Annotated in this window: 21 protein-coding genes; 10 read left to right on the plus strand and 11 right to left on the minus strand. The window is 51.4% G+C overall.

All coding sequences use genetic code 11. From position 1 onward, the window contains the following. Positions 1-88: 88 nt before the first annotated feature. Positions 89-1306 carry a metallophosphoesterase gene (locus tag B9Y58_RS11855; protein WP_073057113.1) on the minus strand — a complete coding sequence of 406 codons (1218 nt, stop codon included), beginning with the start codon at positions 1304-1306 and terminating at the stop codon, positions 89-91. A gap of 50 nt (positions 1307-1356) precedes the next feature. Between B9Y58_RS11855 and B9Y58_RS11860 the strand changes: the two genes are divergently transcribed. Continuing rightward, positions 1357-1671 carry a DNA polymerase III subunit beta gene (locus tag B9Y58_RS11860; RefSeq protein WP_073057116.1) on the plus strand — a complete coding sequence of 105 codons (315 nt, stop codon included), beginning with the start codon at positions 1357-1359 and terminating at the stop codon, positions 1669-1671. 1 nt (position 1672) lies between these two features. Further along, on the plus strand, positions 1673-3466 hold the full coding sequence (locus tag B9Y58_RS11865; RefSeq protein WP_073057119.1) for a penicillin-binding protein activator: 1794 nt from the start codon (positions 1673-1675) through the stop codon (positions 3464-3466). Positions 3467-3563: 97 nt separating this feature from the next. Here the strand turns inward: B9Y58_RS11865 and B9Y58_RS11870 are convergent, their stop codons facing one another. Next, on the minus strand, positions 3564-3779 hold the full coding sequence (locus tag B9Y58_RS11870) for a hypothetical protein (protein WP_073057121.1): 216 nt from the start codon (positions 3777-3779) through the stop codon (positions 3564-3566). A 410-nt stretch (positions 3780-4189) separates the two neighbouring features. On the opposite strand from B9Y58_RS11870, the gene B9Y58_RS11875 reads away from it, so the two are divergent. Further along, entirely contained in the window at positions 4190-5125 is a 936-nt protein-coding gene (locus B9Y58_RS11875; protein WP_233247953.1) for a tetratricopeptide repeat protein, read from the plus strand. A 112-nt stretch (positions 5126-5237) separates the two neighbouring features. Next, positions 5238-5936 (plus strand): NYN domain-containing protein, encoded by a 699-nt coding sequence (locus B9Y58_RS11880; RefSeq protein ID WP_073057124.1) that lies wholly within the window; start codon positions 5238-5240, stop codon positions 5934-5936. 135 nt (positions 5937-6071) lie between these two features. Here the strand turns inward: B9Y58_RS11880 and B9Y58_RS11885 are convergent, their stop codons facing one another. Then, positions 6072-6980, minus strand: coding sequence for a hypothetical protein (locus tag B9Y58_RS11885; protein ID WP_073057127.1), 909 nt, complete (start codon positions 6978-6980; stop codon positions 6072-6074). Between the two features lie 117 nt (positions 6981-7097). On the opposite strand from B9Y58_RS11885, the gene B9Y58_RS11890 reads away from it, so the two are divergent. The 4 genes from B9Y58_RS11890 (at position 7098) to B9Y58_RS11905 (ending at position 11123) form a co-directional block, all read left to right on the plus strand. Further along, a complete protein-coding gene (locus tag B9Y58_RS11890; protein ID WP_083532336.1) occupies positions 7098-8249 on the plus strand; it encodes an ABC transporter substrate-binding protein in 1152 nt (383 codons plus the stop codon). A 3-nt stretch (positions 8250-8252) separates the two neighbouring features. After that, positions 8253-9050, plus strand: coding sequence for a Crp/Fnr family transcriptional regulator (locus tag B9Y58_RS11895; protein WP_073057134.1), 798 nt, complete (start codon positions 8253-8255; stop codon positions 9048-9050). A 40-nt stretch (positions 9051-9090) separates the two neighbouring features. Further along, on the plus strand, positions 9091-10116 hold the full coding sequence (purM, locus tag B9Y58_RS11900; protein ID WP_073057137.1) for a phosphoribosylformylglycinamidine cyclo-ligase: 1026 nt from the start codon (positions 9091-9093) through the stop codon (positions 10114-10116). Between the two features lie 92 nt (positions 10117-10208). Then, entirely contained in the window at positions 10209-11123 is a 915-nt protein-coding gene (locus B9Y58_RS11905; protein ID WP_073057140.1) for a DMT family transporter, read from the plus strand. On the opposite strand, the gene B9Y58_RS11910 is transcribed toward B9Y58_RS11905, so the two are convergent. From B9Y58_RS11910 to B9Y58_RS11940, 7 genes are read right to left on the minus strand one after another with little or no spacing between them, the layout of a single operon-like run. Further along, a complete protein-coding gene (locus B9Y58_RS11910) occupies positions 11120-12121 on the minus strand; it encodes an FISUMP domain-containing protein (protein WP_083532337.1) in 1002 nt (333 codons plus the stop codon). The two genes, B9Y58_RS11905 and B9Y58_RS11910, sit on opposite strands and share 4 nt — an antisense overlap. Positions 12122-12135: 14 nt before the next feature. Further along, a complete protein-coding gene (locus B9Y58_RS11915; protein WP_073057149.1) occupies positions 12136-12375 on the minus strand; it encodes a DUF1653 domain-containing protein in 240 nt (79 codons plus the stop codon). A 1-nt stretch (position 12376) separates the two neighbouring features. Then, complete coding sequence (locus B9Y58_RS11920; protein WP_233247954.1) at positions 12377-13246, minus strand: patatin-like phospholipase family protein; 870 nt, start codon at positions 13244-13246, stop codon at positions 12377-12379. Then, positions 13246-13779: an NUDIX hydrolase gene (locus B9Y58_RS11925; RefSeq protein WP_073057152.1), complete on the minus strand. Its 534-nt coding sequence runs from the start codon at positions 13777-13779 to the stop codon at positions 13246-13248. Before B9Y58_RS11925 ends, B9Y58_RS11920 begins: the two co-directional genes overlap by 1 nt. Continuing rightward, on the minus strand, positions 13763-16255 hold the full coding sequence (locus tag B9Y58_RS11930; RefSeq protein WP_073057155.1) for a response regulator: 2493 nt from the start codon (positions 16253-16255) through the stop codon (positions 13763-13765). Before B9Y58_RS11930 ends, B9Y58_RS11925 begins: the two co-directional genes overlap by 17 nt. Further along, a complete protein-coding gene (locus B9Y58_RS11935; RefSeq protein ID WP_073057159.1) occupies positions 16239-17336 on the minus strand; it encodes a BMP family ABC transporter substrate-binding protein in 1098 nt (365 codons plus the stop codon). Before B9Y58_RS11935 ends, B9Y58_RS11930 begins: the two co-directional genes overlap by 17 nt. Continuing rightward, positions 17333-19972: a hybrid sensor histidine kinase/response regulator gene (locus B9Y58_RS11940; protein ID WP_085534931.1), complete on the minus strand. Its 2640-nt coding sequence runs from the start codon at positions 19970-19972 to the stop codon at positions 17333-17335. Before B9Y58_RS11940 ends, B9Y58_RS11935 begins: the two co-directional genes overlap by 4 nt. 51 nt (positions 19973-20023) lie before the next feature. Here B9Y58_RS11940 and B9Y58_RS11945 point away from each other — a divergent pair, with 51 nt between their 5' ends. Together B9Y58_RS11945 and B9Y58_RS11950 are read left to right on the plus strand one after the other, a co-directional pair. Beyond that, positions 20024-21112, plus strand: coding sequence for a serine hydrolase domain-containing protein (locus B9Y58_RS11945; RefSeq protein WP_073057164.1), 1089 nt, complete (start codon positions 20024-20026; stop codon positions 21110-21112). Positions 21113-21129: 17 nt separating this feature from the next. Further along, positions 21130-21903, plus strand: coding sequence for a sulfite exporter TauE/SafE family protein (locus B9Y58_RS11950; RefSeq protein ID WP_073057168.1), 774 nt, complete (start codon positions 21130-21132; stop codon positions 21901-21903). On the opposite strand, the gene B9Y58_RS11955 is transcribed toward B9Y58_RS11950, so the two are convergent. Further along, complete coding sequence (locus B9Y58_RS11955; protein WP_073057171.1) at positions 21904-22854, minus strand: tetratricopeptide repeat protein; 951 nt, start codon at positions 22852-22854, stop codon at positions 21904-21906.

Consider the following 22854-nt stretch of genomic DNA (forward strand, 5'->3'; position numbering starts at 1 on the left):
CATCAGTCTAATGTAAATATATCAAAACAATTGCAAAGGGTCAAGGTTTTATTTTAGTTATAATGAAAACCTATGTGTCGCTCTGCTGTTATTGATCGCTTGAATCGGCTTCTTTCGCCTTGAATTTAATCACCCAGATTTCGGAGTCGCTCCCTAGGCGCACAGGCGGGCCCCAGCAATCGAAGCCGGAACTCACGAGCCAGAGCACGCCGCTGAGTGCGCCCTTGCCATAGGCGATTTTCCACACGAAGTCGATAAGAAAGGTGACCGGGAAGAATTGGCCGTTATGCGTGTGGCCCGAAAGCGCGAAGTCCGGGAGTCTGCCGGCATGCGTTTTTTCGATTCCCTTGGGCTGGTGGTCCAAGAGAATCCACGGGCGGTAAAGCGGAATCGTGTCGTAAGTAATTGCAGGGGCGGCGGCAACTGTCCTTGTAGAATCTGCGAGCGAGTCCGTAGAATCTTTTACGTGTTCCACGATCTTTATAGAATCGGGAATGAGTTCGCTAAGCGGCTTGCGTTCGGTGTCCCTGCTGCGGGCAACCGTAAAGTCGGTGCGGCCCGTAAAGCAGACATTGCCGAGGCATGCGGTAGAATCGTCGAGCACCACGAAGCCTACCTTGCGCATCCATTCTTCGGGGCTGTTGTCCGAGTTCGCCATGAACGCTTCGTGATTTCCGTTGATGGCAACTGCCGCCACTTTCGCTCCGGCGGTCAGTTTTTTGAACAAACTATCGTAACCCGCGTGGTCCATCTTTTCGGTGGTAATATCTGCGAGGTCACCGCCGAATAACAAGTAGTCGGGCTTAATAGAATCGACCTGTGCAATAAAGCGTTCAAGCTTTTGGGCTTTGAACAGCGGGTCTACGTGAATGTCGCTAAAGAATATCGCGGTGAAGTTTTCGGTATACTGGCTCGGCAAATCGATAGTGAGCAAGTTCGTTTTGTAATCGTCATTGTGCTGCATGCCGTAGCCGATGAATATGAACGTGAATGCGCATGTGATTCCGAGCAGGTAGCGGCTTACGCGGCGTACCAGGTGGCGGCTCAAGTGATGCGGTTGCGTAAAGTAGTAACCGATTCTGTAGAGCGTCCAGGGAATGTAAAGAATTAGAGAGTTCGGGAGCCAAACCGCAAAAAAGGTGACAATCAAACTTCCGATAAGCGTAGAGCGCAAGAACATGCCCAAAAAGAGCACGAACAGCACTGCGGCACCGATAATTTTACCCGTTTTTCCCTTGGCGACGCTGCTCACGTTAATATAAATCAGCACAAGGCCTATAAGCAGTATAAATAGAAAGGCAATCATGTTTCAATAATAGCAAAACTTTTTTCGAGTTTAGCTATATTTGACCCCGTATGGCTTTATGTATTGAATCTGATCATTTGGAAAAGGTCCAGAGGATCTTGGCCCTCCATTTCGAGGGGCTGGAAGTTTGGGCGCATGGAGCCCGCGTGACGGGGGTGGATCTCACGCCCGATACGGAACTGGAGTTGGTGGTTATTTCAGACAGTCCCCTTTCTTTCGAGGCGATGACCGCCGTCGAAAAGGCTTTTGTCGATAGCGGACTCCCGTTCCGGGTCGATGTCATGGACTGGGCTAAGCTCCCCGAATCTCTCCAAAAACAAATCAAGAAAGAACACGACGTGGTTCAAGCCGCTGCGGAATCCTAGTATGAAACGTCTTTTACCCTTTGCTTTGGTGGCAATGCTTGCCGCTTTCGCTTTTGCCCAGGACGAAATTCGTGAGGCAAAGAACTTAATCCAGAACGGCCAGTGCGCCGAGGCGATTGCCCCGCTCCAGAAGGTCTACAAGTCCAGCTTCCGCAAATCCTCGGGCGAAAAGGCCGCCGTGATGCTCACGGAATGCTACTTGCGCGAACACAAGCGCGACGAAGCCTTGAAGCTTTCTTCCCGATTCCTGGAATACTACGTGAACACGATTTACCGCGAACGCATGGAACTGGCTAACGCGATCGTGCTGGTCGAAAAGGGTAGCGTTTACGAAGGTGTAGAAGCCATGCTCCGCATTCTGGCCTACTCCAAGAATCCGGCTGCCCGCAGCCGCACCAAGGATGTCGCCATCCAGACGTTGGCCGCCTCTCTCTTGACCGCCGACCAGTTGCAGGCCCTTTTGGAAAAGTACCCGGTCGATAAGGACATTGTGGGCTGGATGCAGCTGCAGATCGGCCGCGAATGCCAGAATTCCAAGCGCTACAAAGCCGCCCGTTACTGGTACAAGAAGGTGATTGCAGGTGGGGTAGCCGAAAACCTCTCCAACACTGCCGAGAAGGGACTTGAATCTTTGGAAGACCGCGGCGCCGGTATGCCGACGGTCTTGGTGCTCGCCCCCCTTTCGGGCGACTATGCCGAATTTGGCGCGGCGGCTATCCAGGGCGTGATTCTCGCCCAAGAAAAAGCCGGACTCAAGGGCAAGGTGAACCTGCGCGTGGCCGATACCCGTGCTGACGCCGCCCAGGCGCTTTTGCGTACGCAGCAGGCCATTAACCAGGATAGCATTGTGGCTGTTATCGGCCCCATTATGAGTGCCCCGGCTGCGACCGTTGCCGCCTGGCTTGGCAGTAACTTCCAGCACATCCCGATGCTCACCCCGACAGCAACCGACGACGGCATTGCGAAGATGGGCCCGAACATTTTCCAGGTGAACATCACCATGGATAACCTGGCAAAGAGCATCGCCGACTTCGCTACCAAGTGCCTGAACATCCGCGAATACGCCATCTTAAGCCCGCTCGGTGGCTATGGCGCCTCGATGTCGCAGAGCTTTACCACCGCCGTCGAACGTCGCGGCGGCTCCGTGATTGCCTTCCGTAACTATGAAGAAGGCCGCCCCGACTACAAGACCGAATTCAGCCTGCTTCGCGACGTGCGATTCAAGCAGTTGAACCGCCGCCAGAACATTGCCCGCGGTGCCTCCGATCTCGACGCCGTGAACGCCAAGGAACGCCGCTTCTACATGCAGGATTCTACGTTCAACATTCCGGGCATCTTCATTCCGGCAACGAACCCGGGCGATGCCGGCCTCATGGCGGGCCAGGTGGCCTTTAACAAGATTTCGGGAACGTTGCTGGGTGCTTCCGGCTGGTACGGCCGCGAACTTTTGATCCAGGGCAAGCGCCAGGTCGACAGTTCTTACTTTAGCGTGCCTGCCATGGACATGGGCGGCAACAACGACGGCCTCAAGAAATTCGTGAGCGACTTCAAGGAACGCTGGGGTGCAGAACCCGGCGAAGACCGAGTCAGCGGACTCAGCTACGACGCCGCCAACATCGTGTTCAACTCCATGGCCAAGAACCCGAACAGCCTCACGAACCTGATTAACTACACTGCGAATTTCCAGGGCGTGTACGGCGAAATCAAGTTCAAGCGCGGCATGAACATGAACACCAAGATCGTGACCGTGAACAAGGGCAAGTTCGAAACCGTCGAAGGCTGCCCGGCGAAATAGAGCTTAGTTGGTAGAGCTTAGAACTTAGAATAGATATCAAAAAATTCCCGCAGCGGCGAGCTGCGGGAATTTTTTTGTTTCTAGGAGGGAGAGAAATTCAGTCGTCTTCGCAGGTGGGGCAGAGCGATGCCGCCACGTAGTCCGGGGAGTCCCCGTTGCGGTAATAGGCATGCAGGCTGTCGTCGTCCAGGAGGTCGTCCAGGTTCCCGCCGCCGGCAGCGTCGAGTTCTTCCTTGACGCGGGCCTTGAATGCCATGAAGCCGGAGTGGATCATGTAGAATGACAATGCAGATGTTTTATGGAAAAGTTTCATAAGACCTCCGTCGCGTGTTACTTACATGTTGATAAGTTGTTGACCTCCTATACCAGTTATAGATAATTTTGGGTGACTAGGCAATACTAAAAATTCATGTAAGGTTTAAGAAACAATTCCGTATTTTTGGGGAATTTTGCGAAATTTTGGCATATTTGTCCAAAATGGCATTTGCTAAATTGTTGCCTGTCAACGCGTTAGAATGCGCCTTCACACCTCGTTTGCGACCCCAGTCAAAGGCTTTCGACTATATTCCAATTTGGACTAAAAAGTAAGCAAATCGGGCCTTCTGAAACTGTCCAAACGGAGCCATTTTTTGTGGATAAATAGTGAATTCGTGATTTTTGTCCATAGTTTATCAACAGTTTTTAGGGGTTTCACGGGTTGTCATATTTTCTAAATTTGCATTAATGCGATTCTTGAAGACGATCTTTTTTGCTTTGGCTACTGTTTGTGTTGCCGGCGAACCTCTTACGCTTTCGCTCCCCAAGGAGCAAGCCGAACTTTGGTCCAGAGCGACTTCTGCCACCATGGCGTTGCGCTATGGCGAGGCTTTTGAACTGTCCAAGCAGTTGCGAGCCGAAAACGAGGGTGTCGGCTGCGTGCTCGAAAACGTGGTACGCATTAGCGTGTACGACGACAAGGGCGATACGACTGCACTCATAAAGGCGGGCAAGTACCTGGAAAGCTGCAAGACCGGTGGACTTTGGGATGCATTGCGCCGTTTTGAAATCGGTTACGTACAGGGCGAGACGGGGCATTCGGTCAAGGGGGCCATGACGACGCGTTCTGCGGCTAAGGCATTCGAAGACTCCAAGGAACTCGAGGCCCGTGCCTTTTTTGCCATTTACGCCTACTACATCGACAAGAGTTTTAGCTGGGTGCCCTTCAAGTCGGACAACCGCGAACTTTACTTGGCCACTCTCGATAGCGCCTCGCAAAAGTCCGAACGATTCTGGCCGCTGTTCTTGACGCCGCTCATCTGGATGCATTACGACAAGGAAGACTTTGCGACAGGCTTGAAACTTGCCGAACGCGGTCTCAAGCGCGCGCCGAATCACCCGGTCCTGCTGCAGATCAAGGCCGACATGCTCTACCGCCTGAAGCGCTATGGCGAAGCGGCCGACATTTATGAAAAGAGTGCTGCCGATTACTTGAAGCGTACGGGCAAAAGTATCCGTTACTGGTGCTCGGCGCTGAACCTGATCCGTATCTACAGCGACAAGGGCGACAAGGCTAAAGCGGAACAGTGGCGCAAGACTTTAGACGATCCGAAGTACAACGAACTCAAGGCCTGGATGCCGGGTTCGCTGATGGATGACTTGAAGAATCGAAAGCTTCTTTAAGTGTGTCGAAAGTGTCTGATAGTTTGTATAGAAAATTTAACATCTGAAAACGGTATTCAGTACCCCGAAAAAAGCGTGTTAATAAAGAGGCACGTTTTTTGATGGAGGTATTATGCCGAGACCGCTCCGTATAGGATTTTTCCTAGATGGTTATACACTCAAGAAGGTGAATGACTACTACCGCAACGTTCACCGGTTTCATTCTAGCCTGGATTTCAGGAGCCTTAGGCTCTGGGTTGAGATGCAGGCAATCCGCTACTTTGAAGGGGACCGTTACCGCAAACTGGAAATGGAATCCCATTACTATCACCCGTATCGCGATCCGCATGTGTATGCCCGTAACTGCGAGGGCGTGTTCAGGCTGGAACAGACCCTTATGGAATGCGGCTACAGCGTGCATTTCAACAACCCCGCAGAAACGAGTTGCGTGGGGCCGAACTTGTCGTTGATGGAAGATGCCTTGCTGATGGCCATGTACCGCAAGCTGGATGCGGTAGTGCTTTTAAGTACGCAGGGTGAGTATGCGCCGCTTCCGGACAGGCTCCGGCTCATGGGAGTGCCTACGCTGGTGCTGGGTTGGGATTTTGTCTATCCCAAGGCGAAGTACAAGGTCCGCTGGAAAACGGATTCGTGTTTGCGGCGGACTTGCGCCCATTACGTGGCGATGGAAAAAATCGTGGACAGCGATCCTAACGGGGGAGCCCCTCGCGGATTTTTCTTTCAGTGCGAACACCCTTTTGACAAAGGACGTAATCCTCGACCAAAGGTGGCGGTGGGGCGTAATCCTCAAGCGCCTCACCGCCTTAATTAAAGCGAAAAAGTTGAGCGGCTTTTACGATAGAGCCAAATTGCCTTTGTGAGTAACAAAGCCCCTGTTATTAAACAGGGGCGGTTACGAGAGCGAGCGCTCTGGGTACGTACTTAGTACGATTGGGCGCGAGCGGCCTTATAATTTATCTGCCTGTTTCTTTTCCCAGCGGGAGAGGAAGTACCAGGTGGCGCGGATACCGAGGAAGTAGGTATCGCCGACGTTGTCGGTGTGGTGCGTCTTGCTTGCGCCGTAGTTGATGTTGAACTCTTCGTGGTTCATGTCGTTGTAACGGACGAAACGGTAACCGAGGTAACCGCCCAAAGCCAGGCGGCCCAGTTCGATGCGCAGTTCAAGTTCGGAATTAATGGTGGAAGCGAACGTGCTGTAGAAGCGGTCGCGCAAGATCTGAACATTTTCTTCGTTACCCAGTTCGTAGTATTCGAAGTTAGAGGCGAAGTGCATGTTCATGAGGCTGAAACCGAAACCGACAGAAGGAATCAGGTTAATCGGAGCATTTTCGCCAAAGAGCTTCCACCCGAACATCCAGTCGGCACCGTAGGTGAACCATTCCACGTCGTAAAGCGGGAATGTGGTGGTGGAGACGGGGGTTCCGTCATAACCGCTGACGCTGTAGGAAGAAGCTTTACGCTTGGAAACCTGTGTCGGCATGAAGTTGAAGTCGATCCAGGTAAGGAACTGCTTATACTGGGCGCCGACATTCACATGGAGGCCGAAGTAATAGTCGTCGAATTTCTTGTAGTTGCCGATATTTCCTCTGGCCCACTGGTCCACCGTATCGACGCTGGTGCCGTCTTCGTTGGGAACGACGGTTTTGACGCTATGGGCACCGTTGTAAAGCGCTACGGTATTCACGTAGCGCTGGTATTCATTGCGCATGCCGCGGTAGTCGGCGCCAATAGAAATGAACCCACGGACGTGGTCCTTTTCGTAAAAACCTTCTTCTTCGTCAGCGAAAGTGCCGGTGGCGAAGGTGAGCAAGCTGAGAGCGACAATGCTCAAAAAAGAGGCTATCTTTGTTTTCATAAAAGATTCCGTTGCTAGTATCCGGCATATAAAATACATTATGTTTTGGGTTTTTGGCATAAAAAAATTCATAAGACGTTAAAAATCAACGGTTTACGCACTTTTTGAGGCCTGAAAATGTTGAATTTTTGTGGAAAAATGGTCGCCGTCGCCTCCTTAGGGCTATTTGGGGCTTTTTGGGGGATCCTGTTGGGGGGCTGCAATAATAATGACGAACCGGCCAAGAAAAAGGCCGATTGTGGGGAACTGCCAGCCCTGGAATTCAGCAAAAACCTTAAAGTAGGCAGGCTTTGCGACGAGAATGTTGCCGAAATCCGTTCTGTCGTGGGTCGCGATACGCTGGTGAGGCGTTTCAAGCTGGGGGTGGCGCCCCAAAAGATAGTGGCCCTTTCTTCGGCACAGATAGGCTATATGCTGCGTCTTGGCCTTGAAAACCACATTGTGGGTGTGGGCGAAGGCAAGTACATTGCTGACAGCGTCCTGTATGCCCGGGTCGCTGCAGGCCAGGTGGCCGAGGTGGGGGTGGGTTCTACGATTTCTCTTGAAAAGCTGGTGGCGCTCCAGCCGGACTTGGTTATGAGCTTTGCCACGGGTGGAGGACATGACGACTACGAACGGATTGACGCCTTGAAGCTCCCGTTGATGCTTACGTCTGAATGGCAGGAAGATTCTCCTCTGGCGAAGGCGGAGTGGATTAAGTTGTACGGAACGATGTTCGGTGTGGAAGCTTTGGCGGATTCAATTTTTGAACAAAGTAAAAGAGCGTATTTGCAGGCTACGAGAAAGGAGATCCCGGGTCATGCCCGGGATGACAACAGGGCGTGTCCTCGTGTGCTTGTAGGCATGAGTTACGGCGGCGTGTGGTATGCTCCGGGCGGAAACAGCTTCACCGCGCGACTTATCAAGGATGCGGGAGGCTGCTACTTGTGGGCGGCGGATACCAGCCGGGAACTTCAGTTTGCGTTGGAAGAAATCGTGAAGGTGGCCGACAGTGTCGACGTGTGGGTGAATCCCGGGATGTTCGGGTCTCCGGAGGAATTGCTTGCCGCGGAACCCCGTATCAAGTACATCAAGGCGTTCAAGGAAAAACACGTGTGCCAAAACGACGGACGCAAGGGCCCTGGCGGCGGCAGCGACTTTTACGAGTCCGCAGTGGCTTACCCTGCCGAAATGCTTCAAAACCTGCAGGAATGTATACAGACGGCAACAAAAGGGGCTGATTCTGCCCGAAAGGGTTTTGAATGGTACCATAATATTTTTATCTTTTAGGCCATGAAAACTCATACAGGTATTGGTGACTGGATTGCAGCCAACTATGAACTTGGGACACCTTTTTTGCAGCAGGTTCCCAGGGACTGTGCCGACTATTTGCTCTTGAACGCTCAGATTCGCGAATACGAACCGGGCGAAATCATTATTAATGGCGGGTCTATTGGCGATTCTTTCTGCGTGCTGCAGAGCGGTCGCGCTTTTATTTGCGGTGAACTTTTGGCCGATGGCCACTACAATACGCTGGCAACGCTTGAGGCGGGGACATGTTTTGGTGAAATGTCCATCATTTGTAACGAGCCCACAAGCAATACGGTTGTTGCGGGTGAAGATGGCGCCACGGTGCTCCACATTCCCAGTGACGAGTTCGTGAAGTTCCTGGACAAGAACCCGAACATCATGGTGTACCTGTACAAGGTGGTCGCCGACCGCCTGCGTGCAAAGAACAAGGCCTTCGACGAATTTGAAAGACTTTCGCTTCTTGCTTCGGCAAAGGTGCTCCCCTTTATCGATTTTGCGCAAACTTTGGAAAAGAGCCGCGTGACGGGAACGGTCATGTTCGAATGCAATGGCGAAAAGGGCTTTATCGCATTCCAGGACGGCCGAATTTGCTGTGCCAAGTGTGGCAAACTGGCAGGCCCAGACGCTCTTGAAAAGATGCTCTCCTGGGGCGACGAGACGTTGTTCAAGCTCGACACCCACCTGATGCCTGACATCGTGAACATCAACCAGATGTCCGACACCACGAGCCTGATTCTGGATGCGCTCAGAAATATTGATGAAAAACAAAATGCCCACTAAGGGCTAACACGTGCCCAAGACTTGGGCAAAAGGATAAAAGATGAATTACGCAGACGCAGGAGTGTCCTTGGCACGTGCCGACGAAGCAATGGTCGGTGTCAAGAAATCCGTACGTACTACATTCAACCAGGGCGTTTTGGGCGACGTGGGTAACTTCGGCGGCCTATTCACGCTGAACCACCTCGGCATGAAGGACCCCGTGCTCGTGAGCTCCGTGGACGGCGTGGGCACCAAGCTCAAGGTCGACATCGAAATGGGTACGCACGAACTTCCTGGCCAGGACATTGTGAACCACTGCTGCGATGACATTCTGGTGCAGGGTGCACGTCCGCTGTTCTTCCTGGACTACGTGGCTACCGGCCGCCTGGAACCGGGTGTCATGGACAAGCTCGTTGCCGGTATGGCAAAGGCCTGCCGCGAAAACGACCTCGTGCTCATCGGTGGCGAAACCGCTGAAATGCCGGGTTTCTATGGCCCCGGCGACTACGATATTTCCGGTACCATTGTGGGTGTCGTGGAACGCGAAAACATCATCGACGGCAAGAAGATCAAGCCGGGTACTATCATTCTCGGTCTGCCTTCTACCGGTTTGCATACAAACGGTTATTCTCTTGCCCGTAAGGTGCTTTTCGACGTGGCCGGCTACAAGGTCGACACCATGGTCGACGGTATGGACAAGTCCATCGGCGAAGCTCTCGCCGTGCCGCACCGCAGCTACTACCCGAGCCTCATCGACCTTTGCAACAAGAAGATTATCCAGGGCCTTGCCCACATTACGGGTTCGGGCTATCAGGGCAACATTCCGCGTATCTTGCCGGACGATGTCGACGTGATTATCGACCGCACCACGTGGAATCCTCCGATGATCTTCAAGCTGATCCAGCAGGCCGGCTCTGTTGAAAAGGACGAAATGTACTCTACCTTCAACATGGGTATGGGCATGCTCATCTTCATTGACCCGGCTGACAAGGCTGAAGTCACCGCACACCTCGAAGCCAAGGGCGAAAAGTGGGTGCAGATCGGCGAAGTCGTTGCTGGCACCAAGCAGGTGAAGTTCCGCGACTAATTCGGATTCACATTCCGCATTTTAAAAGGCCTGCACGCGTGTGCGGGCTTTTCTTATGGGCAAGGACTTTGCATTTTCTATCTTTATACCTGATGACTCCCGTACGCAATAATGTGGCCCTATGGCATTTACTCGCCATTATAACTATTACCTTTTGGGGGACGAGCTTCGTAAGCACAAAAGTGCTCTTGAATCACGGGTTCACGGCGGTGCAGGTTTTTTCGCTGCGCTTCGCGGTTACGTACCTGATTCTTCTGGCTGCAAGCCACAAACAGTTCCGTTCTGAAAACTGGAAACACGAACTGATTCTTTTTATTTGCGGCATTACCGGATGCACGCTCTATTTCTGGACAGAGAATACGGCTCTCACGCTTTCGCAGTCAAGTAACGTCTCGCTCATTGTCTGCACCAACCCATTGCTTATCATGATTCTCGGCGGACTCATTTACAAGAGCGAACGACTCGGCAAGCGGCAGATTCTCGGATGCCTCATCACGTTCATCGGCATGATACTTGTGGTCTTGAACGGAAAATTCATTTTAAAGCTTTCGCCTGTGGGTGATTTACTCGCCTTCAGTGCCGGGCTTATGTGGGCAACCTTTTCACTAATCATTAAACAACTAAACGGCAAATACAGTTCCCTGTTCATCACGCGCAAGATGTTCTTTTACGGAACGCTCTCCTCTATTCCCGCCATGATTGTCGAAGCCCACGGTAGCGTTTCAAAAGCCCTGGACATTCCGTGGCACCATTTTACGGAACCCGTTGTAACGCTCAACTTTCTATGTCTAACCGTATTCTCGTCGCTATTCGGCTATCTTATCTGGAACAGCGTTCTTAAGCGTTTGGGCGTCGTACTTGCAAGTAACTACGGCTACGCCGTCCCCATGGTGACAATGATTACGGCAACCATTGCCCTCGGCGAGCAAATCACCGCCGTTGCCATCGTGGGTGCGGTAGCGATTATCGCGGGCATGGTCATGGCCGAGATGAAACGGAAATCTTAGTCCTTGACGCAACGGACAGCGTAGGCGTAATACCCGCGCTGCATGGATTCCTTCTCCATGTCGTACTGGTTCGAGAGTATCCAGGCGTAGTGATTCATGTTGTCTTCGCCCCAGAAATAGGCTTTTTTGCCTTCGCCGTCGCATTCACCCGTTTTGGCGCGATAGCCTGCCGGGATAGCGGAGAACCCGCTTGCGTTTGTAGCCGTTATGTTGTCTCCAAAAATCGTATCTTCCCACTGCCCCACGGCGCGCAGGGAGCCGTTGTTGTCGCCGAATTCGCTCTTCGCCGTTGTGGTCAGGTCGCGCCAGTCGTCCGCAGTGGGGAGGCGCCAACCCTCGGGGCACACGGCCGTCGCGGCGTATTCCTGGTAGAGGCGGCCGTACTTTGTACAGTTCGCGGGAATACCGTCGTAGCAGAAGCTGGAATCGATGGAACCTGTGGCTGTAGCACTGTTGTCAAAGTTCAGGTTCTCGGCCATCCACGTGAGGTTGCCGATTTTCACCGTCTTGTAGCTCTTGCCGTCGCGGGAATCGGCGAGCGTGCCGTAATCTACAGCGGGGGCGGTCACGGATGCGCTTGATTCAGGTTCGTCGCTTTCGCAAGGAGGCATGTCGATTTCGATAAGTGCAGTACCTTCGCACTTGTATAAAATCTGCAAGTCGTAATCGTATATCGTGTAGCTGTTCGGGCAAGAAATTGAAGTACGCTCCATATTGCGCATGGTAATGTTCGCCATGCCTTTCGTGAAGCATTCGGCACTACTGCTGGATACACTCATCTCGCTGCTGCTCGACTTTAGTGTATTGCTGGAAAGTGGGTTCACTGACGAAGAGGAAAGCGCACCCGTTACATCGCTAGAACTTGCAGGCGTATTCTCTTGTGAACTTGTCGGTGCGGGATCGCTTTGCGGTCCAGAAGACGAATCAGAATCACATGCGACAAACGTAAGCCCCAAAGCAAGTGTTGCAGAGGTGGCAGAAAGTTTTTTGAAATCCATTTGTTTTCCTCCCTTTAAATTTCAGTAAAGCGGTCAACGACAGTGCCATCGGCAAGCGTCACCTTGCTTTCAAAATCTTCACGGTCGCGCACCCATAAAGTTCCTTTCGGGTGTTCAGGAGTCTCGTATTCGCTGCGGTAAACGACAAGCGGTTCAACCGATTCACAATCTAGAGCGTCGGCGGTGACGACGGTGTAAACCATTGATTCTTTTTTGTAATGGCGATAGCGGTGACCGGCAATTGCTTTCGACATATTACTTTTCCAGAAATGCGAGCAGTTTGGGCATGAGCGCGGTTGCGTCTTTTACGCCGAGATCGTACAGTTTTACGAGTTTGGACTTGTCTTTTTCCAGGCGATCGATTTTGAAGCTTTCGCTCGGGCGAATCATGAAGGCTGAGCCCTGAGCGACGCGTTCTTCCAGCGTGCGCAAGCACTGGTTGTAGCGAATGTGGCGGTTCCGCGCCGCTTCGATAAACTTGGGGTACTTGCGATAGAAAAGCTTGAACAGGGGAATCATGGAATTCGGCTTCTTGACAAAGCTTTCGGGCTGTGTGACGATAACGACCTGTTTTTTGTAACCCATGCCCGTAAACACTTCGAACGGAATGCTGTCGCCGACACCACCATCCAGAAGCTTCATGCCGTCAACTTCTACAATATGGCTCATGAGCGGGAGCGAGGCCGAGGCGCGAATCTTGTCCATGTCTTCGGGCTTGTCTAAATCGCGGGTGAGCAAGTATTCCGCGCCGCCCGTTTCCAAATTCGTAGCGACTGCGTAGAATTTTGTTTCGGATGCATTCTCGCGGAATTTTTTGAAGTCAAACGGATCGATGACACGCGGGATTTCGTTATAGCAGTATTCGATTTCGAAAAATTCACCGGTGCGAATCAGGTTGCCCCAGCTCATGTAGCGCTTGCTTGCTGAATGAATGGTGTCGAGGCGCTTGTTGCGTTCGCGTTGTTCCGACAAATAGCTGCAGAGGTGCGTTGCGCCTGCAGATGTTCCGGCACATGCTCCAAACTTGATTCCGTTATCTAAAAATACATCCAGTACGCCGGCCGAATACGCGCCGCGCATGCCGCCGCCTTCGACAGCAAGCGCAATATCCTTATACATCGCCATTAGGCATTCTCCATGAGCCACAAATAATCTTTCGGATGCTCCACGAACTTTTCGGGGTGCAACTTATGCTTTGCAAAGAATTCTTCGCGGGTCATCCAGGCAAAACTATCGACTTCGCCTGGTTGCGGCACAAGCGAATTCGCTTCGTCGTCGTTTAACGAAATCTTGTAGACGTCGTAATATTCGTTGTCGAGGTAAGAGCCGCCGTTAAGCACGCTTTCGTGCTTAGCCTCGAATAGATATTCGAGGTCGCGCGAACTTTTTCGCACGCCCAGTTCTTCGCGCAGTTCGCGCACGGCGGCATTCACGCTGGAATCGCCTGCCGAAATGTGGCCCGCGCAACTCGTGTCGAAAAGTCCAGGGTTGTTTTCTTTCACGCGACTGCGAAGCTGGAACAGAATGCGGCCTTTGCTGTCAAACGCCCAGATATGCACCGTGCGGTGCCACAGTCCCTTGGCGTGAACTTCGGTACGCCCGCGCGAATATCCGGCAGGAGTTCCATCTGCATTCAAGATATCAATTTGCTCTTCCATGGGATATCCGTTCTTTAAGTTCCCTGACGAGTTTCTTGTATTCGCTCATCAAGTCTTCGTGCCTAACGCGGACATAGTCGTAGTCGCCTTCGCTGCAAGCGAATTCCATCAGCTTGGCGATACTTGCGATGTTGACTGCGCCTATGAATAGCGATGTGCTCTTTAGGGTTTGCACAATGAGGCGGTAGCTTTCGAAATCTTCTTCCTTGAACAGCTTGTTCAAAATTTCGTCGAATTGCTTTTCCACATAAAGCATGATCTTTTTGCGGTACAGGGCTTCGTTCCTTTCGCAGCAATAAAGTCCTATTGATACGTTCAAGAGATCGCTAGGCAAATTTTCGCTAGTTTTTTTCGGCTCCTGCTCCACTTTCTTTTCAGGCTTTGCTTCGGCCACGGGACTAATTGCGTCTTCTTTTTTAGGCAATTCGTCAAAGCGGTTTACCAGTTCCTTAGGCAAGTACTTCAGCAATATGGCGAATAAGGCATCTTCGTGTACCGGCTTCGTCAAGAAATCTGCAAAACCTGTGGTTTCGCAAATAGTCTTTGCCGAAGTGGCGTCGTCGGCCGTAAGCATGATAATCGGAGTGTGCTTATTGGGGTGATCGTCAAGAGTCTTCATGATGGTGAGAATGTTCAAACCATCTATAATCGGCATCGTGTGATCGAGGAAGATGATGTCGTAGTGGTTGCGCCTGAAGTTTTCGATAGCTTCCATACCGTTGGATACGGAATCGAAACGTGCGAAGGTCTCTTTTATGAGACCTCCCATTACGCGCAAATTCATGGGAACATCGTCAATGGCAAGAATTGAAGCGTTGGGAGCGTAGAAGTGGATGGATGCGTTTTCGGACGCCTGTACGAATTCGTTGTAACGGGCCTTGAAGTCTCCCATCAATTCGTTCTTCACCACCTTTTGGGGAATGATGATTTCAACCACCGGCAAGCCGTCGGCAATGAGGCTGTTCTTAATTTCGCCTCCCATCGCAACCACGAGCATCTTTACTAGTGAAAGGGACGCTCCCGTCCAGCTGACACCAGCATCGGGGATGTCGATAATCAAGTTGATTTTCTGAACCTTGACGGCGTTGTCTTCGTCTTCAATCCAATGGTAACCGATTTGGATGATGTTCGCCCCGTTTACTACCAGGTGATCCGCGTTAAACAGGATGTTGCTTATGATTTGCTGTAGGCGAGATTCGTCACCTTCGAGGTGTGTCGGGACCGAGGAATCTACCAACAATTCAAATTCGGCCGAATTCTTTCGGCTGCGAGCAGCGCTAAGGCTGTCGCAAAGGACTGCGAACAGGTCGTATTCCTTGATGGAGATTTCGAGACTGTTGGTGCGGATTTTGTTCATGTCCAAGATGTCATTGGACAATAAAAGCAGTTGCTGCCCCGAGGCGCGCATGTCGGCGATATATTCCTTTAGCGAGGAATCCTGCGATTCTCTCAGCACGATGGCGCCGATGTTTAAGATATTCATGGCGGGTTCGCGGATATCCTGGCCTACGGAATCCATCATGCGCAGGCGATCCAGCTCATCGCTTGCCAAGTGGTTCCTCAAACTGTATTCGCGGTGCCTGCGGACCAAGAAGAAACGAATGCCGAGACCTGTCAGGAACAAAAGCATCAAGAGGCCTACCACCCAGAATACTAGGAAGGACAGGCGGTTCAATCCATCGGAGACGTCTTCGGCGGCAACCATTCCTGCAAGCACGAAATCGTCTTGGTAGAGCTTTGCCATGTAGAAGTAGTAAGTCGCCTCGCCGATGACAAAGTTTCTGGAGGCCGAAAGACCGCGGTCCATATCCTGGCGGAGTTTTCCGTAGATTTTATCAATATCGGTATTTTTCCAAACGGAATCCTTGAACCATTTTCCGGTGTTGTTCTGGATCAGGACCTTGCCGTCGTTATCGATGATTTGTATGAAGCATTTCTTGTCAAAGCAGTCTACGTCAAAGAAGTCGTTGATGGGAATTTTATTGAATTGAAGATACAGTACGAAGCGGACATTGAGATGGTTGTAGACAGGGACGCTTAGCATGATTCCCATTTTTTCGCTATAGCAAATGTTTTGCTTGCCGCGGAAGGATTCCATGATGCAGCGATAATTTTCGTCGGGCAGGGTGAAGACGGAATCTGCCGTATGTGCCGTTCCGTCAAGAGAGATAAGCCCGTATGTAGTGCTTTTGTCCTTAAGTTCTGCAAGGTTCAGGAAATCTTCGATATGCGCCCCGTCCGCTTCGATTTTACGGGAAATCATGGACAGGGAATTCAGGCGCATGTGCATTTTTTCGTTTGCGAGATCTGCAATCAGTACCGCTTGCTGGGACACCTGCTTGGACACATAAGCGTTCAAAAGAGTGTCAAGCTTTACGCGGAGCAACACGCAAACAAGGCACAACACGAATATGACGGCGGCGAGCCACACCACCATCTTGATGTTGATCTTTGCATTTCTAGGGGTTAATTCCATCGACTACCCCCTTGACGAACCAGTCAAATCGATTCAACATGACGTCGTCGGTCATGCTTTCGCCTTCGCCTACGCGGACATTGCCCTGGTTGTCGACAATGGGCCCGTAGAATACATCAAATTTTCCTTGGGTAAGCCTGAGCTTTTCGTCTTCAACGACTTGCCGAGTGGTATCATCCACATTTCTTGTCAGGTCGGCCAGTTCCATGATTCCGCTTTCGAGACCAAGCCAATAGGCGCGCCCTTCAAACTTGTTTTGGATGATTTCGCGAATCTTCGGGATGTAGAAATTTTCCCAGCGCCAAACCAGTGCGGTCAGGAAATGATCCGGGAACCTTCTGGAATTGTCCCTGTTGTAGCCTATAATCCATACGCCCCTGTTGTCAGCAATCTCGTAGGGAGACAGGGCGTCCACGTGGGTGGCCAGAACATCGATGTTGTGATTGCTGAGCAAATCGCGGGTGGCGTTGGAGGCCTTGGATTCGTCGGTCCAGGAACCGGACCAACTGACATACACTTTGGCGTCCGGGTTTACCTTTTGTACGCCGAGGGTAAACGCGTTGATGCCGCGGTTTACTTCTGAAATGTTGTATGCGGCCACGTATCCGATTTCGTTAGTCTTAGTCTTCATGCCGGCGACAATGCCTGTCAGGTAGCGCAGCTGGTACATGCGGCCAAAAAAAGTGGACAGGTTGGTAGCTGTTTGAAGTCCCGTGGCGTGCAGGAATTTTGTTTCGGGATGGTTTCTTGCTACGGCCAATACGTGTTCGCCAAAGCCAATTGAATTGGCGATGATGATCTTGGCCCCGTTCTGAATGGCTTCTTCCATGATGGCTTGGGACTTTGAATCGGTGGGCACATTTTCGTAGTAGGCCACTTCCAGATTCAGAAGGCTCTCGGCTTTCTGAATCGCTTCGTAATGGGTCTCGTTCCAACTATGGTCATTGCTAAGCCCCGTTAAAATCATGGCGACGCGAAGCTTCTGCTGGGAGCCCTGCTCTTCGGTATCGAGGCTGAACATGAGCAGAACGCCAATGATCATGGCGAGCGCAATAGTAGATGCTAGGACGGTCCATTTCATCGTTCTTCAAGCCCCTTCTGGATGTTTTCGATTAGCTCCGCATGCAAGGCCATCGCCAGATCGTGGTTCTCGTGAACGACTTTCAGCCGGGATTCTCGGCTTGCGTTTTCGAGGTTGCGGAATTTTTCGGCCATGGAGACAGCGCCGATGGCGATCGACGAGTCGTAAAGAACGTGCATATAGAAACGGTAGTTGTCCCAGTCGGAATTTCGGTAGCAGGCATCCACGTTTCTGCAGAGAGGAGATGCCACGTATTCCTGCAACATTTCGACATAGATTTCTTCGTCGTCGGCGCAGTAGTTCAGGCCTGCCTTTATGTCCAGGAATTCTCCCAGGGACTTGAAACGGTCTAGCGGAGTTGCCGCCGTGATAGACCGCAGTTCGATTTCGTCATCATCGAAGATGGAATCGATCTTGTTGCTCGGCACGCTGCCTGCGACACTGGCGGCGCTGGCAGAGGGGATTACCGGTTCGTTCAGGTCTTCGGGCGTGAGCACCAGTTGCTTGGGCAGGTACCACTTCAGGGATCGGCGCAAGTCTCTTTCCTTGAGAGGCTTGATCAAGTAGTCGGCGAAACCTTCTGCCAAGAAAGAGTCCTTGGTAAGGGATTCTCCTTCGGAAGCGAGTGCGATAACGGGGGTGTCCTTGTTCGGGAACTTGTCCATCATCTTCATTTTTCTGAAGACGTCGATACCGTCCATGACGGGCATCATGTGGTCCAGGAAAATCAGGTCGTAGTGCCTCGATTCCACAAGTTGCAAGCACTGGTGACCGCTCAGGGCTTCGTCGATTTTCACTTGGGAATTCTTCAGGAACCCGCGGAACATCTTGAGGTTCAGTTCGACGTCGTCAACAATCAAGATGCGTGCTTCGGGAGCCAGGAATACATCGGCTAGATCTTTGTTGTTGCGGGATGCGGTCCTGTAACGCATGGTAAAGTCGCCCATGGGCTCCGTATTCAGCACGAGCTGCGGAATTTCGACCAGGAACGAAGATCCTTCACCGTAGCGGCTGTTGATGGTCATATGACCTCCACATTTGGCTAGGAGCTCCTGAGTCAGGCTTAAGCCTAGTCCCATTCCTTCGATTTCGTTCTGTTCGGCTGAACTGGGAAGAATGTATTTCTGGAAAATGGATTTCTTTTCTTCGGTGCGGATTCCGATGCCTGTGTCCTTGACGGCTATTTTTAACATGATATAGTCGTCAGAGTGCAAGGCTCCAACGGGGGGGAGGTTGTCGAAGCCTACCGACAGGGAAACTCCACCCACTTCTGTAAACTTGGTGGCGTTCGAAAGCAGGTTGTTGATAATCTGGATAATGCGGTTTTCGTCGCCCCACAGGCAAGACGGAATGTCAGGATCGCAATCGATATGGAAGGTCAAGCCCTTGGCTTTGATCTTCGGTTCGTTTTCATTGTAGCATTCCTGCAGAATCGTGAATACCTCGTATTCCATGGATTCGATACTTAGACGCCCCGATTCAATCTTGGTGACGTCCAGTACGTCGTTTACCAGCGAAAGGACTCCTTGGCCTGCACTTTGGATATTGTTGGAATATTCCTTCATGCTTTCGTCGTGCAGGTCTTTCTGGATAATGGAATTCATGCCGAGAATGCCGTTGATGGACGAACGGATTTCGCTGCTCATGCTGGTGAGGAAGGCTGTCTTGGAATGGTTGCTGCGGATAAGCTGTATGTGCTTTATGAATGCGATTGCAACCAAGATGACGAACAATACGTAACCCAGGAAAATAATAGCGGCTATTCGCAGGACAGCGGTGTACAGGGGTTTCCAGAGTTGATCGTCTTCGACAAGGCGGACGACAAGCCATTCATCTTGTATAAGGGAAGAAAATACGCGGTACTCTTTGCCCCTCAGATTTATGACGAAGGGGTCGTCTTTGGCGTAAGGGGCTGCTTTGGCGAGATTTTCTTCGTCGGTGCCCCAGCATTCTGCCGACAGGTAGTTGCGACCATTTTGGGAAATGTCGGTATGTGAAATAACCGAACCTTTCTTGTCGAGAATGACTAGCATATTCGACAAGTCGCTCTTCTTGACATTTGCAAGCAAGTCCTTCAGGTACACGTCAATGGCAAGAACACTCTTCTTGTCCGAAAGACGCAGGCTAATGGTCACCACCTGCTCGCCGCTATATGGGTTCATATGAGTCGGAATCAGGGCAATCTTGTCTTTTTCCATAGGGGCGTTCTGGTACCACGGACGATTGGAGGGAACGTAACCTAAGGCAGGAGTCCAACGTTCGCCGCTAAAGAACTCTTCACGGAGAATGCCGAACATGCTACACAAGACAATATCGTTGGAGTGCTTGTAATATTCCGCTTCGGATACCAGCAGCGACTCGATTTGTGCCTGCGTGGCTCCATGTTCCAAACTTTTTTCGACGATGTGAGATGTCACTCGCAGAACCGAACCGCCACGTGCCAAGAACCCACTAATCGATTCGGCGTCTTTTTCGTTGGAGTATATGCCTGCAAGTAGCGTTTCGCGCTTGATGGTCTCTGCGTAATCTCGGAGTGCATAATAACTTACCGCGGCAAGGGCAATGCTTACCGCAACAAGGATACTCCCGTAGAAGGCCCTCAAGCGTTTTTCACTTTCTATAGTCCTGAAGAACACAATCAAAATATAAGATATTTCTAGAAATAACACTATGCTATATTTCAAGACATGAAGTTCGAAAAAGATGTATTGATGGGGCTTTTGAAACGGGCCGAAACTGAGGGTGTTTTCAACAAGGCGGTCGCCGGGTTTATTTTGCCCGACGGAAGCCGCGAGATTTTGACGCTTAATACGCCCGAAAATACGGTTTTCGACATCGCGAGCCTCACCAAGGTGTGCCCCACCTCCACACTCGCCCTGAGTTACATTCTCGAAGGCAAGCTCTCGGTCGATACAAGGGTCATCGACTTCATTCCCGAACTCCAGACCAATTACCGCGAAGACATTCGTGTTTTCCACTTGCTGACGCACAGTCTCGATTACCGCGTGCCCATGAAGACTCTGCGCACGCTGCCCGCCGAAGGCATTTTGAATGCACTGTATACATACCAGTTTGAGAAGGCGCCCGGCGCAGATTTTAATTACGGCAACCCCGCCAGCGTACTTCTTGGAATCATATTGCAGCGCCTTATGGGCAAGGACCTGCAGCAGCAAGGCCGCGAGCGATTCTTTATTCCGCTCGGCATGACACGCTCCGGCTGGGATCCGCTAACCCGCGACTGGAATCCGATTCCGAAAGCAGAAATATCGCCGACCGAAATTTGCAGTTTCAGGGGGCGCGAAATCCAGGGCGAAATTCACGACGAAAGCGCCTGGGTGCTGCGAAAGCTATTCCCCGTCGGTAGCGCCGGCATGTTCAGCTGCGTGCCCGACTTGCTGAATTTTGTACAAATGATTTTGAACGATGGTATGATTGCAAATGGATGTGGCGGAGAATGCGCACGGGTTGCTCCGGCGGGAATTCTCAAGATGGTCAGCGAAAACGCCTTTGCGCTCGATTCGGCCAGCAAGTATTCCACCGCCAAGGACGCCTGCACCGCCCTCGGCTGGGAACTGAACAGCGCGAAGTTCATGGGTACAAAAATTTCGCCGCACACCTTCGGCAAGACGGGATTCACCGGCGCAAGCATCGTAGCCGATCCCGACAAGGGTGCCGCCGTGGTGCTGCTCAGTAACTTTACCTACCCGCACCGCGAAGCGAATGCCGACCGCATCCACGCCTTCCGCGCATCCCTTAGCGACGCCTTCTTCGGATAATTCTATATTTGGGCGCGATGAATTTCGAGCCTACAGCACTTGCACTTTACGCCGCCTATTTCGTATTAGGCGCAGTGGTAAGTCTTATCAATAGTATCGCAGGCGGCGGCTCTACCTTGAGCCTGCCTATCATGATTTTCCTTGGGATGCCCGCCACTGTTGCAAACGGTACGAATCGTATAGGACTCATTATCGGGAATTTCAGCAGCGCCTTCAACCTGGCGCGTCACGGCTACCTGAACAAGCGCGTTTTCTTTCAACTGCTCACGCCCACTATCCTCGGTGCCCTTCTTGGAGCATGTTTCCTAGTGCGCATCGGTGACAAGCTGTTCCAGGCAATTCTTGCCGTCGTCATCTGCCTTGTGGTCGTCATGAGCAACCTGCGCAAGGATATCCTGGGCAAACCTCCGGTGGCTCCACCTGAAAAGTTGACTCTCAAAGGCGCTCTTGGATTTTTCGCCATCGCCGTTTACGGTTGCATCGTGCAAGTTGGTGTCGGATTTGTGCAGATTTTTGGACTCACGCGCTACACCGGACTTGCGCCAATCCAGATTAACGCCCTCAAGAATTCCCTCACCAACGTGTTCTTGGTGGTAAGTACCGTCACCCTTGGAATCAACGGCAAAATCAACTGGCCCATTGCGGTGTTGATGGCAGGTGGCGCCTGGGTTGGAGGCTATTTCGGGAGCTTTTTGCAGCGTAAAAAAGGCAACAAGTTTATTCAGCGATTCATTAGCGTTTGCAGCATCGGCATGGCAATTGCGCTTGTTGTGGACTTGATTGTGAAATAATCAACTCTTGATGTTCTTGTAGTGTTCGACTAGCTGCTTTAAGTTAAAAGCCTCTTTCTTTTCCTGCACGGTTTTCAAGCCCGACATGATTTCGGCGAAGTAATTCGCCAACTCCGCATCGCCGGCCAAAAAAGCTTCTTCACAATTCTTTTTCGCGACCGCCACGACATCCGGATTAAATCCGAGTGTAATGCCAAAGCGCTTTAAGGACTCCGTGATGCTTTCGTCATTCGATTGGTCATGCTCAACATCGACCATCGTGGCGTACCCCAAAATGTCATCGACGATTTCATCAAGAGCGCAACCGGAATCCGTATAATTTAGACGCGCGAAACTGCAGTATACCGCCTCCAAATACATCTTTTTGTAAAGGAAATAATTGCGCAGGAATCTAAAACAGAGAATCAAATCGCTCGCCCGGTAGGCGACTTTCATGGCCGCCACTGCATCTTCTACTACATTCTCCCAACGCCCTTGATCGCTATGGATTCGTGCAAGCATGAGCCTGTATTTTGCCGAAACCGGGTTCCATTTTGTCGCATTGGACATTGCCTTTTCTGCGTCAGGATAATTTGCCAGGTTCAATTCCAAAAGGCCTGCCTGCCGCCAAATAAATTCCATCGGGCAGCAGGAATGAACGTTCTTTACCAATCGACTTGATTGAGCCTCAAAATAATGCCAGTAAAGGGCGCGTTCCATTCTGCTGGAAATCGAGATATATTCGACGGAATCGTCAGAAACGAACGGATGATCTTCTGCCACCTTCACCAAGGGGCTGATTATATCTAAGGCGGTTTGATAATCCCTTTCGTTAGTTTGCACATCAAGCGATTCCTGCAAAAGACTCATCACGCCATCACGCCCTTCGAAAACCTGGAGCTTTTTCCCAAAGATGGCCACCCGGACACGGAACAAGGCTTCAAGCGTATTTATTCTGTCAGTAAAAAACAT

The sequence above is a fragment of the Fibrobacter sp. UWB15 genome (assembly GCF_900177705.1).
In the GTDB taxonomy this organism is placed as follows: Bacteria; Fibrobacterota; Fibrobacteria; order Fibrobacterales; family Fibrobacteraceae; genus Fibrobacter.

What these genes read in the sequence shown, in the direction of transcription:
- B9Y58_RS11925 (WP_073057152.1), bottom strand. Translation starts at nt 13,779, where the DNA reads ATGGAAGAGCAAATTGATATCTTGAATGCAGATGGAACTCCTGCCGGA.
- B9Y58_RS11950 (WP_073057168.1), top strand. Translation starts at nt 21,130, where the DNA reads ATGAATTTCGAGCCTACAGCACTTGCACTTTACGCCGCCTATTTCGTA.
- B9Y58_RS11895 (WP_073057134.1), top strand. Translation starts at nt 8,253, where the DNA reads ATGAAAACTCATACAGGTATTGGTGACTGGATTGCAGCCAACTATGAA.
- B9Y58_RS11955 (WP_073057171.1), bottom strand. Translation starts at nt 22,854, where the DNA reads ATGTTTTTTACTGACAGAATAAATACGCTTGAAGCCTTGTTCCGTGTC.
- B9Y58_RS11870 (WP_073057121.1), bottom strand. Translation starts at nt 3,779, where the DNA reads ATGAAACTTTTCCATAAAACATCTGCATTGTCATTCTACATGATCCAC.
- B9Y58_RS11935 (WP_073057159.1), bottom strand. Translation starts at nt 17,336, where the DNA reads ATGAAATGGACCGTCCTAGCATCTACTATTGCGCTCGCCATGATCATT.
- B9Y58_RS11855 (WP_073057113.1), bottom strand. Translation starts at nt 1,306, where the DNA reads ATGATTGCCTTTCTATTTATACTGCTTATAGGCCTTGTGCTGATTTAT.
- B9Y58_RS11945 (WP_073057164.1), top strand. Translation starts at nt 20,024, where the DNA reads ATGAAGTTCGAAAAAGATGTATTGATGGGGCTTTTGAAACGGGCCGAA.
- B9Y58_RS11905 (WP_073057140.1), top strand. Translation starts at nt 10,209, where the DNA reads ATGACTCCCGTACGCAATAATGTGGCCCTATGGCATTTACTCGCCATT.
- B9Y58_RS11890 (WP_083532336.1), top strand. Translation starts at nt 7,098, where the DNA reads ATGTTGAATTTTTGTGGAAAAATGGTCGCCGTCGCCTCCTTAGGGCTA.
- B9Y58_RS11880 (WP_073057124.1), top strand. Translation starts at nt 5,238, where the DNA reads ATGCCGAGACCGCTCCGTATAGGATTTTTCCTAGATGGTTATACACTC.
- B9Y58_RS11875 (WP_233247953.1), top strand. Translation starts at nt 4,190, where the DNA reads ATGCGATTCTTGAAGACGATCTTTTTTGCTTTGGCTACTGTTTGTGTT.
- B9Y58_RS11910 (WP_083532337.1), bottom strand. Translation starts at nt 12,121, where the DNA reads ATGGATTTCAAAAAACTTTCTGCCACCTCTGCAACACTTGCTTTGGGG.
- B9Y58_RS11915 (WP_073057149.1), bottom strand. Translation starts at nt 12,375, where the DNA reads ATGTCGAAAGCAATTGCCGGTCACCGCTATCGCCATTACAAAAAAGAA.
- purM (WP_073057137.1), top strand. Translation starts at nt 9,091, where the DNA reads ATGAATTACGCAGACGCAGGAGTGTCCTTGGCACGTGCCGACGAAGCA.
- B9Y58_RS11930 (WP_073057155.1), bottom strand. Translation starts at nt 16,255, where the DNA reads ATGGAATTAACCCCTAGAAATGCAAAGATCAACATCAAGATGGTGGTG.
- B9Y58_RS11920 (WP_233247954.1), bottom strand. Translation starts at nt 13,246, where the DNA reads ATGGCGATGTATAAGGATATTGCGCTTGCTGTCGAAGGCGGCGGCATG.
- B9Y58_RS11865 (WP_073057119.1), top strand. Translation starts at nt 1,673, where the DNA reads ATGAAACGTCTTTTACCCTTTGCTTTGGTGGCAATGCTTGCCGCTTTC.
- B9Y58_RS11885 (WP_073057127.1), bottom strand. Translation starts at nt 6,980, where the DNA reads ATGAAAACAAAGATAGCCTCTTTTTTGAGCATTGTCGCTCTCAGCTTG.
- B9Y58_RS11860 (WP_073057116.1), top strand. Translation starts at nt 1,357, where the DNA reads ATGGCTTTATGTATTGAATCTGATCATTTGGAAAAGGTCCAGAGGATC.